General features: G+C 44.8%; 15 protein-coding genes. 12 read left to right on the forward strand and 3 right to left on the reverse strand.

Annotation, left to right across the window (positions count from 1 at the left end; translation table 11 throughout):
- The first annotated feature begins 17 nt into the window (after positions 1-17).
- The 11 genes from NQ541_RS13040 to dnaB all read left to right on the forward strand — a co-directional run bounded on the left by NQ541_RS13040 (position 18) and on the right by dnaB (position 8,659).
- Positions 18-203 (forward strand): hypothetical protein, encoded by a 186-nt coding sequence (locus NQ541_RS13040; protein ID WP_081717072.1) that lies wholly within the window; start codon positions 18-20, stop codon positions 201-203.
- Positions 204-470: 267 nt separating this feature from the next.
- Entirely contained in the window at positions 471-1,157 is a 687-nt protein-coding gene (locus tag NQ541_RS00420; protein WP_023921429.1) for a metallophosphoesterase, read from the forward strand.
- A 54-nt stretch (positions 1,158-1,211) separates the two neighbouring features.
- Positions 1,212-1,847, forward strand: a complete 636-nt coding sequence (locus NQ541_RS00425; RefSeq protein ID WP_005611507.1) for a lactate utilization protein — start codon at positions 1,212-1,214, stop codon at positions 1,845-1,847.
- Between the two features lie 132 nt (positions 1,848-1,979).
- The gene (gene srtB, locus NQ541_RS12900; RefSeq protein ID WP_005611505.1) at positions 1,980-3,128 is read left to right on the forward strand and encodes a class B sortase; all 1,149 of its coding nucleotides are present in this window, start codon (positions 1,980-1,982) and stop codon (positions 3,126-3,128) included.
- 77 nt (positions 3,129-3,205) lie between these two features.
- The gene (locus tag NQ541_RS00435) at positions 3,206-3,394 is read left to right on the forward strand and encodes a DUF951 domain-containing protein (protein ID WP_005611504.1); all 189 of its coding nucleotides are present in this window, start codon (positions 3,206-3,208) and stop codon (positions 3,392-3,394) included.
- A gap of 128 nt (positions 3,395-3,522) precedes the next feature.
- The gene (gene rpsF, locus NQ541_RS00440) at positions 3,523-3,810 is read left to right on the forward strand and encodes a 30S ribosomal protein S6 (protein ID WP_005611503.1); all 288 of its coding nucleotides are present in this window, start codon (positions 3,523-3,525) and stop codon (positions 3,808-3,810) included.
- 21 nt (positions 3,811-3,831) lie between these two features.
- The gene (locus NQ541_RS00445) at positions 3,832-4,272 is read left to right on the forward strand and encodes a single-stranded DNA-binding protein (RefSeq protein WP_005611502.1); all 441 of its coding nucleotides are present in this window, start codon (positions 3,832-3,834) and stop codon (positions 4,270-4,272) included.
- Positions 4,273-4,293: 21 nt separating this feature from the next.
- Entirely contained in the window at positions 4,294-4,560 is a 267-nt protein-coding gene (rpsR, locus tag NQ541_RS00450; protein WP_005611501.1) for a 30S ribosomal protein S18, read from the forward strand.
- Between the two features lie 233 nt (positions 4,561-4,793).
- Positions 4,794-6,839 carry a DHH family phosphoesterase gene (locus NQ541_RS00455; RefSeq protein ID WP_005611498.1) on the forward strand — a complete coding sequence of 682 codons (2,046 nt, stop codon included), beginning with the start codon at positions 4,794-4,796 and terminating at the stop codon, positions 6,837-6,839.
- Between the two features lies 1 nt (position 6,840).
- Positions 6,841-7,290, forward strand: coding sequence for a 50S ribosomal protein L9 (rplI, locus tag NQ541_RS00460; RefSeq protein ID WP_005611497.1), 450 nt, complete (start codon positions 6,841-6,843; stop codon positions 7,288-7,290).
- Positions 7,291-7,303: 13 nt separating this feature from the next.
- Entirely contained in the window at positions 7,304-8,659 is a 1,356-nt protein-coding gene (dnaB, locus tag NQ541_RS00465) for a replicative DNA helicase (protein WP_005611496.1), read from the forward strand.
- A gap of 155 nt (positions 8,660-8,814) precedes the next feature.
- On the opposite strand, the gene NQ541_RS00470 is transcribed toward dnaB, so the two are convergent.
- From NQ541_RS00470 to putP, 3 genes are all read right to left on the reverse strand, one after another.
- Positions 8,815-9,552: a helix-turn-helix domain-containing protein gene (locus NQ541_RS00470; protein ID WP_005611495.1), complete on the reverse strand. Its 738-nt coding sequence runs from the start codon at positions 9,550-9,552 to the stop codon at positions 8,815-8,817.
- Positions 9,553-9,870: 318 nt separating this feature from the next.
- Positions 9,871-10,041 carry a DUF362 domain-containing protein gene (locus tag NQ541_RS00475; RefSeq protein ID WP_005611493.1) on the reverse strand — a complete coding sequence of 57 codons (171 nt, stop codon included), beginning with the start codon at positions 10,039-10,041 and terminating at the stop codon, positions 9,871-9,873.
- Positions 10,042-10,209: 168 nt separating this feature from the next.
- A complete protein-coding gene (gene putP / locus NQ541_RS00480) occupies positions 10,210-11,733 on the reverse strand; it encodes a sodium/proline symporter PutP (RefSeq protein WP_044940753.1) in 1,524 nt (507 codons plus the stop codon).
- Between the two features lie 316 nt (positions 11,734-12,049).
- On the opposite strand from putP, the gene NQ541_RS00485 reads away from it, so the two are divergent.
- Entirely contained in the window at positions 12,050-13,402 is a 1,353-nt protein-coding gene (locus NQ541_RS00485; protein ID WP_005611483.1) for a substrate-binding domain-containing protein, read from the forward strand.
- Positions 13,403-13,467 lie beyond the last annotated feature (65 nt).

A 13,467-nucleotide genomic window follows, 5' to 3' on the forward strand; every position in this document is an offset into this window, starting at 1 on the left:
GCGGAGTATAAGTTAAGATGATGTCGGGGTCAAAAGCCCCCGACTATGATACCTACGGATTGTTACGCACTACGTGCTCCCACAATCCTACCCAACATTCGCATATCGTGGTGCTTACGCCCCACTTTTATGCTCATATTGGGGCGGGTCGCAAGGTCATTCTACCACTAGTGTGCGAGCACACGTGGTGTCAGACCTTTTAACCCTGGTATCTTAAGATAACAAAAGTATAATATAAGAAAGAGTCCGGTGTGGTGTGATGCAAGTTGAGGTCATATCACATCAGGCTCTTTCTTTTTTTGAAGAAAAAAGGTATACTTTTCAGGAACGCAGAAATTGGAGCAGCGGTTGCAATGGAAAATGGAGACGAAGAAGTAAAAAGGCTGCAAAGTATATAACAAAGTCCAATATAGAATCTGGTGTGGCATATACAATTCGGGAACTGTTGAAAAGGCAGGGAGGAAAAGCAGATGGGGAGAACATACGCAATCTCTGATGTGCATGGAATGGGTCATCTTCTGGATCAGATGCTGGAAAAGATTGCATTTTCAGAGGCAGACAGACTTTATGTTTTAGGAGATCTGATTGACCGGGGACCTGACCCGGCAGGTGTGCTGGATCTGGCAATGGAACGGAAAAATATCATTGCATTAAAAGGAAATCATGAGGACGCATTTGTGGATTGGTATGATACAGTACCGGATAAGATTCACAACCGGTACTATTATAATACTTATGATTTTCTGATGGACAGTCGCAGAACCAGGGAAAGACTGCCGGAATATGTGGAATTTATGAGGAAAATGCCTTTATATAAAAAGCTGAGGATTGATGGGGAATGTTGGCTTCTTGCCCATGCCTGTACAGAAGAGGTGCTTTCATTTTGGAAAAGAAAAGAACGAATGCTTTGGAGTACTGAAATGATTGATCGGGGGAAAGGGATTCCCGGATATCATTCGGTGGTCGGTCATGTACCGGCTTTTACGATTCGTGGAAATACGAATCGACCGGCAAAGATCTGGCACAGTGAGGATGGATGGCTGACGGATATAGATTGTGGAGCGGCATTTCCTGCATTTGGAGGACGACTGGGATGTCTCTGCCTGGAAACGGGGGAAGAATATTACGTTGCGGATGCAGAGATTTTAACAACATAAAAAAGAAATTCGTGGTATACTGGTTTTACTGCATAAAAGAAAAGAGGTCAAAAAATGGATGTCAGAGAGATGAGAAATGAGGCACTTGGCAAAAGAGTTGTCAAGGCACTTGAATCCAGAAATATGGAAGCATATTATGTGAAGACGAAAGAAGAAGCAGTGAAGAAAGCACTGGAACTGATTCCAAAGGGAAGTACGATCAATATGGGCGGTTCAGCTTCGGTGAGAGAGTGCGGTCTGATCGATGCAGTCTGTTCCGATGATTATGTATTTTATGACAGAGATAAAGCTGCTACAGTGGAAGAACGCCATGAGATCGCATTAAAGGCATTTACATCGGACTGGTTTCTTGGAAGTGTGAATGCGATGAGTGAAGATGGTGTATTTATTAATATTGATGGAAATGCAAACCGTATTGCAGCTTATGCATTCGGCCCGAAGAATGTACTTCTGATCGTCGGAATGAACAAGGTAGTAAAGACACAGGAAGATGCCATGAGCCGTGCAAGAAATGAGGCAGGGCCGATCAATGCACAGAGATTTGGCATTAATACTCCGTGTGTAAAGAATGGAAGCTGCTTTAACTGTAAGAGTGATGACTGTATCTGTGCAGAGATTCTGGTGACAAGATTCAGCAGGATCAAGAACCGGTTTAAGATCATTCTCGTGGATGAGCCACTTGGTTTTTAATGGCAAAGGATGCAAGAGAAGCTGCCTGTGGCAGGCCTTTTGCATACAGAGCTATTTAATGCAGAATGATCTGAATCAGAGGAACGAAGAAGACAGCAGATTCCCTGAGGGGAAAGTGTGAAGGAGAGAGGCATGGAAAAAGATTTGAATCACCAGGGAAGACAGGGCGAAGACCGCGGAGACGGAATCCGCCGCCGTCCGAAAGAAGAACGGCAGCAGACAGCACGCCGCCGTCCGGTGGAGGAGAGTGGAACGCAGGAAAGACGTCGCAGACCGGCAGGAGAGAGCGGAACGCAGGAAGGACGTCGCAGACCGGCAGGAGAGAGCGGAACACAGGAAAGACGTCGCAGACCGGCAGGAGAGAGCGGAACGCAGGAAAGACGTCGTCGTCCGGTAGGAGAGAGCGGAACGCAGGAAGCACGCCGCCGTCCGGTGGGAGAGAGTGAAACGCAGGCAGGACAACGTCGCCAGGAAAATGACAGAAGAGGACAGAGTCCAAATAGCAGAAAGCAAAATCCAAATGCAAAAAATAAGAAAAAGAAAAGAGCGGCATTTAATGTTGGCTCGACAGCGGTTCTGATCGTTGCGGTTTTCGTTTTTGTATTTTCCGTTTTTCAGTTAGTAACGATGCTTGTACCGTATTATTCGGGTGGAGCAGAGTATGATAAGATCAAAGAGATTGCGATCAAGACGAATGAGCAGGGAGAAGGCTTCAGTGTGGATTTTGATGCACTTCGGGCAGAAAATCCAGATACAGTAGCATGGATACGGTTTGATGAGCCTTCGATCATCAGTTATCCGGTCGTAAAAAGTTCAGATAATAAGGAATACCTGACAAAGACATTTTCAGCAAATGACAATAAGCTGGGAGCGATTTTTATGGATATGCGGTGTGATTCAGATTTTGCAGACCGTAATACGATGATCTACGGACATAACTTAAAGATCGGTGGAGAAATGTTCTCTCAGTTGAAAGAATATGAAAGTGAAGATTTCTGCAAGGCACATCCTGAGTTTTATATTTATACACCGGATGGAAAAGTACGGATGTATAAAGTATTTGCTGCTTCGGTGGTGAAGGATACGTCAGATGCTTATAATCTTACATACAATTCAGATGAAGAGTTTGAAAGCTATCTGAATTTGTGCAGGGAATCTTCCAATTATCAGGTGGATGTAGAGGTCAATGCACAGTCTCAGATTGTCAGCCTGTCTACCTGCACCAATGTAAAAGAGGACGAGAGATTTCTGCTTCAGGGAGTTCTTGCCGGAGAGTATTGATCGGGAGAGTATAAAAAGCTATCAGATAAAAATTATCAGTAAGTATTAAGTAGATTGATTTATTGACGAGGTGCTTTATGGCAGACAAATTTGATGTGGGTGATGTGATCAGAATGAAAAAACCTCATCCGTGTGGCAGTTATGAGTGGGAAATCCTGCGTGTCGGAGCAGATTTCCGGTTAAAGTGTGCGGGATGTGGTCATCAGATCATGGTTTCAAGAAAACTGGTTGAAAAAAATACCAGGCAAATTACAAAAAAAGCTTGAAACTAAGACATTCTTATGGTATCATGTCAAATTGTGACATACTGTTGGAATTATATCCATACAGGGGATCAACATTCCTTGTTTCCGGGAGAATCCGGAAGCCAGAGACCATAAGGAGGTAAAAGAGCATGAACAAGTATGAATTAGCTGTTGTTGTAAGCGCAAAACTCGAGGATGAAGCAAGAGCGGATGTAATCGAGAAAGTGAAAGCCATGATCACTCGTTTCGGCGGAAATGTAACAGACGTTGATGAGTGGGGCAAGAGAAGATTCGCTTACGAGATCCAGAAGATGAAAGAAGGATTTTACTACTTCGTCCACTTCGAGGCTGAAAGTACAGTTCCAGCTGAGGTGGAGCAGCGTATCCGCATTATGGACAATGTACTCAGATATTTATGCGTGAAAGAGGAAGCATAATATAAGCGGAAAGAGGTATATATGAATAAAGTAGTTTTAGTAGGACGGTTGACAAGAGATCCGGAAGTGAGATATTCACAGGGAAATAATGCTACAGCAGTTGCAAGATATACAGTTGCAGTAGACCGCAGATTCAAGAGAGACGGTGAGCCGACAGCGGATTTTATTCCGTGTGTTGTATTCGGACGTTCCGCTGAGTTTGCAGAGAAGTATTTCCGTCAGGGAATGCGAGTTTCTATTTCAGGCCGTATTCAGACAGGCAGCTACACGAACAAAGATGGCGTAAAAGTATATACGACAGAAGTGATCGTGGAGGAACAGGAATTTGCAGAAAGCAGAGCTGAGAGTGATGCGAACAGAGCGAACTTCCAGCACCAGGCTGCACCGGCACCGAGTGCGGATGCAGGAGATGGCTTTATGAATATCCCGGAAGGTATTGATGACGTATTACCGTTTAACTAAGTCGGAAAGGAGATAACCATCATGGCTTACGAAAAGGGAAGCAGACCAGAGGGTGGATTCAAGAGAAGAGGCCCGGTTCGCAGAAGAAAAAAAGTTTGCGTATTCTGTGGTAAAGAGAATAACGAGATCGATTATAAGGATGTTGCAAAATTAAAGAAATATGTTTCTGAAAGAGGAAAAATTCTTCCGAGAAGAATTACTGGAAACTGTGCTAAGCACCAGAGAGCTCTTACAGTAGCGATCAAGAGAGCAAGACATATTTCTCTTATGCCTTACGTTCAGGACTAATCGAGAATATAAGCATATACAAAGGATTGGAACTTTGAAGAAATTCAGGGATTCAGTCCTTTTTTCATTGCAGGGCATACGACATAAATATGCAGTAACGCTTTTGTATATCAAACAGGATTGCAAACATACAGGGATGCTGGCTGTTGACGATACGAGTTGCATTTCGATGGGTAAACGATTATACTAAAAGGGAAAGACTTCAGACAAAAGTCCTAGATGAGGTATAGATTATGAAGAAAGATAAGATGCGACTAAAAGGGCAGTTGGGAATGTACATGAAGTGGCCGCTTATTATGACCCTTCTGTTATTTGCCATGAATATCTGGATGTATATGATCGATAAAAAAGCCGGAGTGATGATGACGGTATTTATTGCGATCTATCTGATCATTGCATCCTCATTGTATTTCCATAACCGTTCCCTGATCCTGGCGGATCTGATCCAGTTTTCTGTGCAGTATAAAGGGATTGAGAACAGACTGCTGAAAGAACTGGCACTTCCTTATGCGATCGCTCTTGAAGATGGCAGGATCCTGTGGAAGAATGATTGCTTTAAAGAGTTGATGGAAGGGCAGAAGAAAGAAAAATATCTGAATCGCCTGATACCGGATCTGCATCCGGGAGTGTTCCCGAAAGATGATATGGAACATGTAGAGATGGAAGTGACTTACCGGGAGCGGGATTACCAGGTAGAACTGCGAAGGGTATCCTTGCAGGGCTTTAGTAAAAAGGAAGAACTGCTTCAGATTCCGGAAGAACAGGAATATTTCGTGGCGGTTTCCATGAGGGATGTTACGGAGTTAAATTCCTATATTCGTGAAAATGAAGAGCAGCGGATGATCGCAGGACTGATTTATATTGATAACTACGATGAAGTGATGGAAAGTGTCGAAGAAGTAAGGCAGTCACTTCTTGTTGCACTGATCGACCGGAAGATCAATAAATATATCGGTGAAGTGGACGGAATTGTTAAGAAGCTGGAGAAGGACAAGTATTTTGTTGTATTGCGTAAATCCGGTTATAAGAAGATCAAAGAGGATAAGTTCTCACTTCTGGAAGAAGTGAAGCAGGTCAATATTGGAAATGCAAGGTCAGCGACACTGAGTATCGGACTGGGACTGAACACTGCAACTTATGCACTGAGTTATCAGTATGCACGTGTGGCGATCGACCTGGCACTTGCAAGAGGCGGAGATCAGGCTGTGATTAAAGACTGCAATGGAATTACTTACTTTGGCGGTAAGAAAGAGCAGACAGCAAAGAATACCCGTGTGAAAGCCCGTGTAAAGGCTGAGGCACTCAGAGAGTTTATCGTGACGAAAGATCAGGTCATTGTCATGGGACATAAGATTGCAGACCCGGATTCATTTGGTGCATGTATGGGAATCTACAGAGCAGCGGTAAGTCTGGAGAAGAAGGCACATATTGTCATCAATGAAGTGACAGGATCGGTAAGACCGCTCTATGATGAGATTGCAGAGAGTCCGGCATATGAAGATGATATTTTCCTGACATCAGACCAGGCTCTGGATTATGTAAATGACAATACAATGATCATTGTTGTGGATACGAACAAGCCGCAGATGACAGAGTGTCCTGAACTTTTGCATCGATCCCGTATGATCGCAGTACTGGATCATCACCGTCAGGGCAGCATGATCATTGACAATGCGGTACTGTCTTATATCGAGCCGTATTCCTCTTCTGCCTGTGAGATGGTTGCAGAGGTATTGCAGTATATTGTAGACGATATCAAAATCCCGTCGGTTGAGGCGGATTGTCTGTATGCGGGAATTATGATCGATACGAGAAACTTTATGAACCGTACCGGTGTGCGTACCTTTGAAGCGGCTGCATTCTTAAGGAGATGCGGAGCAGATATTACCCGTGTTCGTAAGATGTTCCGAGATGATATGGAGTCTTACAGGGCGAAAGCAGAGGCGATGCGTCGGGCAGAGGTCTACCGGGAAGAGTATGCCATTGCCCAGTGTCCGGGTGACATTGACAGTCCGACGGTACTTGCGGCACAGACAGCCAATGAGTTGCTGGATATCAGCGGGATCAAAGCCTCTTTTGTGCTGACGGTGTATGAGGGCAAAATCTATATGAGTGCCAGATCGATTGACGAGGTGAATGTGCAGATCATTGCAGAGAAGCTGGGTGGCGGTGGTCATATCAATTCCGCAGGAGCACAGTTTGACCATACAAATATTGAAGAGGCGGTTAATGCACTCAAAGAAACGATTGATAAAATGATAGAAGAAGGAGATATATAAGATGAAAGTAATTTTGTTGAAAGATGTAAAATCCCTTGGAAAAAAGGGTGAGATCGTAAACGTAAATGATGGATATGCAAGAAATTTCATTCTTCCGAAGAAAGTCGGTCTGGAGGCGACGGGAAAGAATTTAAATGACCTGAAGCTGCAGAAGAATAATGAAAAGAAAGTTGCCGAGGAGAACCTGGAGGCTGCAAAAGAACTGGCAGCAGAACTTGGAGCAGGAAAGGTTGAGCTGTCGATTAAAGTCGGAGAAGGCGGAAGAACGTTCGGTTCAGTATCCAGCAAGGAAATTGCAGAAGCTGTGAAGACGCAGATGAATCTTTCTGTAGATAAGAAAAAGATCCAGATCAAAGAGGGAATCAAGACACTGGGAACGCATATGGTATCAGTGAAACTGCACCCGGAAGTGACAGCAGAACTGAAAGTCGTTGTAAAGGAAGAAGCATAAGAGGGTATTCTTTATGGATATGGAAGCAGCAATGAAACGGATTCCTCCGCACAGTGCGGAGGCGGAGCAGGCAGTGCTGGGAGCGATGCTGATGAATAAGGAGGCTATTTCGATGGCCTCCGAAATTATAACCGGAGAGGATTTTTATCAGACTGCATATGGGATTTTATTTGACTGTATTGTGGAAATGTTTCAGCAGGGAAAGCCGGTAGATCTGATCACGCTTCAGGATTATCTGAAGGAAAAAGATGTTCCACCGGAGATCAGCAATATGGAATTTGCGAGAGATCTTCTCATGCAGGCACAGACATCCGCCAATGCAGATACCTATGCAAAGATCGTCCGGGAAAAATCCGTGATGCGGAGGCTCATTAAAGTGAATGAGGAGACCGCAAATACGTGTTATCAGCAGAATAAACCATTGGATGAGATTCTGGAAGATGCACAGAAGAAGGTTTTTGAGCTTGCGGAGACAGGAAATTCAGAAGAGTATGTTCCAATCCGGCAGGTTGTTCTGAATGCCTTGGATGTCATTGAGCGGGCATCAAAGACAAAGGGAACGGTTACGGGAATCCCGACAGGATTCATTGACCTTGATTATAAGCTTTCCGGTTTACAGAGATCAGACCTTGTCCTGATCGCGGCCCGTCCTTCTATGGGAAAGACTGCCTTTGTTTTGAATATCGCACAGCATGTGGCATTCCGTCAGAATCTCGCAGTGGCGATCTTCAGTCTTGAGATGTCAAAGGAGCAGTTGGTAAACCGTCTGTTTTCACTGGAATCTCATGTGGATGCACAGATTTTAAGAACCGGTAATCTGTCAGATACGGACTGGGAGAAGCTGATCGAAGGAGCAGGAACGATTGGATCTTCCCGGATGATCATTGATGATACGTCAGGTATCACTATTTCTGAGATGCGATCCAAATGCAGAAAATATAAGCTGGAAATGGGACTTGATCTGGTTATCATCGACTACTTACAGTTGATGAGCGGAAGTAACAGCCGCAGAAATGAAAGCCGTCAGCAGGAGATTTCGGAGATTTCGCGTTCTTTGAAAGGGCTGGCAAGGGAGTTGAACGTGCCGGTCATTGCACTGTCTCAGTTGAGCCGTGCGGTAGAGCAGAGAACGGATAAGCGTCCGATGCTTTCTGACCTGCGTGAGTCAGGAGCGATCGAGCAGGATGCCGATGTATGTATGTTCATTTACCGTGATGATTACTACAATCCGGATACAGAAGATAAAAATATTGCGGAGATCATTATTGCGAAGCAGAGAAACGGTCCGATCGGAACAGTGCGTCTTGCATGGATGCCGCAGTATACGAGATTTGGAAATGAAGAAAGAAGACAGGAGAGGGACTCCTGAGAAATTTAAAATCTTGAGATCAGAATTAAGATGAAAATTCAGACCAGAAGTTCAGGATCTGCCTGTAAATCAGAAGATCATCAGAAGATCAGACAAAGAAGGGACTGCCGTATGAAGTGAAAGTTCAGATACGGCAGTCCCTTTGCATCTGCCGGTCAGGTAAAAATTTTCTTAAGCCTGATAACTGCGTTCCCTTTTGCAGATTCCCGTCGATTTGCCTGTTGTTGACGGATGAGAGAATCCAGCTTACGGAAATGTTCTTCTTCCCGTCGCTCTTTTGCCTGAAAGAGGTCGTCCATTTCCCGGAGTATATCAGAAGTTACTGTCTTACTGATTTGATCGGTGAGCGTGGAATTATTGTCTGTGACTACCTCGGAAAGCACGTCGCCGAGAAGAGATCTTACCTGTTCCAGTTGCGTCCGGGTTATGATTTCATCAGGGGTAACGGCAGCCGATGGCAGGGCGGCTGAAGATTTTTCAACAGAGTCCGGTGTGGAAACAGGATTCGTTCCGGCAGGAGCGGCTGCATTTGTGACTGGCTTTGAAACTGCATCTGCGGCAGTCTTTATGTCTGTTTTTGTGGCTGCACCTGCAAGTGCTTTTACAGCGGACTTTGCGGTTGTTTTTTTAGAGACCTTGTCCGCCTGACGCAGCCGGTTCCGGGTCTCATTTAATTGAGGAATAAGCAGCTTCAGGTCTCTCAGAAGCATTCCTTCATCTTTTAGTCTTTTGATACAGCAGAAAAGCTGTATGTCATCTTCGGTATAATATCGATGTCCCATTTCCGTTCTGCCGATCGAAAGTCCAAGCTCTTCTTCCCAGTAGCGTAGAACATGAGATTCGACATGCACTTTTTTTGCGGCTTCGGAAATCATAAATCTGACTTCCCCCATGGATATCTATACCTCCTATCTGACATGGCATATTACAGTTCACCTTTAAGGGGTGAACTGTAATTCTTGCTTTATTATAGCATAAGCTGTTCCGGGAATGCCGGCTAATCGTTCGTCAAATTGTGGCATATATCACGGGAATTACAAGCGGATTCGCAGTTTCCAGAGTTGCAGCCTCCGGAATTGCAGATACTTCATTGTTTCTATATTTTATGCAGTGGATGTCCGTTTGTTTCAGAAAAAAAAGTCCTGCAGCGGCTGAACTTCATCAGCCGGGCAGGACTTTTTCTGCTCTGTGATCACGTTGCGTCTGTAATCTTAAGCCTCGGAGATAGCACCTACTGGACAGGCAGCCTCACATGCTCCACAATCGATGCAGGAATCAGCATCAACAACATATGTATCTTCGCCTTCAGAAATTGCACTTACCGGACATTCAGCTTCGCAAGTACCACACTTTACACATTCATCACTAATTACACGTGCCATGGGTATGTATCCTCCTTTTTTAATTTCAAAACGGACAACTTCCGTTTCGTTATCTACATTCTAATACAAGAATCTAAAATATACAAGGGTTGAAACTGTATTTAATCGAATACCTTCCGGGCAGATACGAGTTAGTCATGACTGCCTTTTCCACGTATTTTAAAGGGATTATACGCTTTCAAATTCCTCCACGATCTCTTTGGACGGGGCCTTTGTAAGCAGGCTTACAAGGACGATCGCTGCACAGGATACAAGGAATGCCGGAAGCAGTTCGTAGATATCCCACGCACCACCGAGCGGGCGTACCAGGTATTTCCAAATGAAGACCATTGCTCCGCCGGAAATCATTCCGGCTAAAGCTCCCTGCCAGTTAGAACGTTTCCAGAACAATGCAAAGAGGACAACCGGTCCGAATACAGCACCGAAGCCGGCCCATGCAAAAGATACGATATTGAAAACAGAACTGTTCGGATCTCTTGCAAGGAAGACTGCAACCAGTGCAATGATAAGCAGGGTAATACGATCCGCAAACATTGAACCTTTCTTTCCTGTCTTTTTCTTCAGAAAATCTCCCAAAAGGTCTGAAGAAACGGAGGAAGAAGCAGCAAGTAACTGTGAATCGGCCGTTGACATGGTGGAGGCAAGGATACCTGCGAGGATCGTTCCCGCAAGAAGTGCCGGAAGTACACCATGCTGGCTCATCAGGTCAGCAATCTTAACAATGATCGTCTCTGAAGCAGAACCCTCCAGTGGAATCAGTTCACCGGCTGCTGTCATGGCAAGTCCGATGATACCGATCAGCACTGCAACTGCAAGAGAAATGACAACCCATCCGGTTGCAACTCTTCTGGACAGCTTTAATTTCTCTTCATCTTCAATGGCCATAAAGCGGAGCAGGATATGTGGCATGCCGAAATATCCAAGTCCCCATGCAATCATGGATACGATACTGATAATCGGATAAGGCTGTTCTGTTCCTGAAACCGGATCGTAAGTCGTGTGCATTGTAAGATATCCCGGGAGAGACTGGGCGTTCTCAACAACAGCAGACACACCTCCGGCTACATGAATACCAAAGATAAATACAATAACCAGTGCGATCGACATAATGATGCTCTGGATAAAATCTGTGGTGGATGCGGCAAGGAATCCGCCCAGTGTTGTATAGCCGACGATGATCAATGCACTGATGACCATGGCAACCTGATAATTGATCCCGAACAGGCTGGAAAAAAGCTTTCCGCAGGCGGCAAAACCGGAAGCGGTATACGGGATAAAAAAGATTACGATGAAAATAGCACCGATCGACTGGAGAATTTTTTTCTCATCACGGTAGCGGTTGCTGAAAAAGGATGGAAGGGTAATAGAATTTCCTGCTACATGAGTATAGCGGCGGATTCTTTTTGCTACGATCCTCCAGTTCAGATAAGTACCGATGGCAAGTCCGATGGCTGTCCAGCCGGCATCGGCAACTCCGGTCAGATAAGCAAGTCCCGGAAGTCCCATCAGAAGCCAACTGCTCATGTCAGAAGCTTCGGCACTCATGGCGGTAACAAGAGGACCTAATTTTCTGCCTCCCAGATAGAAATCTGCGGAGTCGTTGTTATTCTTGGAGCAACGATAGCCCACATAAAGCATACATCCTAAATAGACGATGATCGCGAGCGTGATGCAGAGATGTGCTGTTGTCATTTGATTCATTCCTTTCTTTTTATATGTAACAGTCTGAATGCAGTATATAAGGACTGGTAACTCAGCGGTTACAGATTATACAATAAACATCAACATTTTAACATAAATCAGGCTTTTATACAAGAAAGCGACAGAAAAGGAGAAGAAAAATGGCGGGAATTTAATGCAAAACGAGTGGTCAGAGGATGAAAAATGCAGGTTAAAAGAAGATTTCATCATTTTTTAAGAAAAAACTACTTCCTTTTTGCGGAGTTTCGTGTATCATAGTGGATTGAGAGCCTGAACAGGATAAGGAAAGTATGTAAAGCGGAGGAATATGATGAAAAGACGTTATGTGGCTATGATCAGTGCGGTTCTTTGTTCCGCAATGATATTGAGTGCCTGTGGCAATTCAAAAAAAACAGAGAGTATTTATACCGGGGATAAGACAGAAGTTCCGGCATGGCAGGCGAATCTGGATGCCATTTCACCTTCGGCATATGCAGATGTAGAGGGGCTGGATTTAGAGCCGGGAACTTATATTTCCGTGATCGGAAGAGCCGGAGGGACACCTTACTGGGATGAAGTAAAGAAAGGTGTGGAGCAGGCAGCCGAGGATCTTAATGAGAGTCTTGGATACAGCGGAGATGATAAGATCAAGGTGGTATACAATGCCCCGGATGAGAATGATAATATTGATGAGATGGTCAACATCTTAGATGAAGAGCTTGCAAGATATCCCGATGTGATTGCGGTGTCCAGTATTGATGAGAGTGCTTCGGAGGTTCAGTTTGATCTTGCGACTGCGAACGGGATTCCGATCGTAGCGTTTGATTCAGGAAACAGTTATCAGGGAATCCAGTGTATCTGCCGGACAGATAATAAAGAAGCCGCAAAGACGGGTGTGAAGAAATTATGTGAGGCTATCGGTGACAGTGGGGAAATTGCCCTTCTGCTTAATGATTCTGTATCGGAGAATGGAAAAGAAAGAGAAGCCGGTGTAAAAGAGGAGATTAAGGCAAATCATCCTGATGTATCCGTAGTAGAGACGATCTATGTAGATGAACTGGATCAGTTAAAGCGGAAAGCAGCGGCAGAGCAGCTTGGGATGTCTGCAGAAGATCTGGCTGCAGCAGAAGCAGGAGAAAAGATGGATGATGCAGCTCAGACGACAGGCACTGCAAATGGAAGTGGTACAGATACAGCAGAAACTTCTGCAAATGGCGATGACGGAACGGCAGCCGGAGGAACAGATACAGCAACGAAGGACGGAGCAACCGCACCGACTGTAGCGGAAAAGTTTGAGGAAGTAAAGTCGGCAGCCGACAAAATGAGTAACGAAGAGGCGGTTGCGTATTACCTGAAAAAGCATCCGGAACTGAAAGGGATCTTTGCATTGAATGAAACTTCTACCCAGTTGGGGATTCAGGTGCTGGATGAACTGGACAATTCCGATGAAATTCAGATTGTAGGATTTGATGCAGGAAAAGAACAGGTGAAAGCACTGGAGGACGGAGAACTGGATGGACTGGTTGTACAGAATCCATTTGGAATGGGATATGCGGCAGTGATCGCATCTGCCCGTACAGTTCTTGAGATTGGAAATGAAGCGGAAGTGAATACGGGGTATGTATGGGTGACGGCAGAGAATATGGATGATGCCGATATTAAACCGCTGGTTTACAAATAAAATCCAGAGAGCAGTTTACAGACAGGAAAAGTATTACAGCAAAAAGCAACAGAAAAAAATACCCG

The organism is [Ruminococcus] lactaris ATCC 29176, from assembly GCF_025152405.1.
Taxonomy (GTDB): domain Bacteria; phylum Bacillota; class Clostridia; order Lachnospirales; family Lachnospiraceae; genus Mediterraneibacter; species Mediterraneibacter lactaris.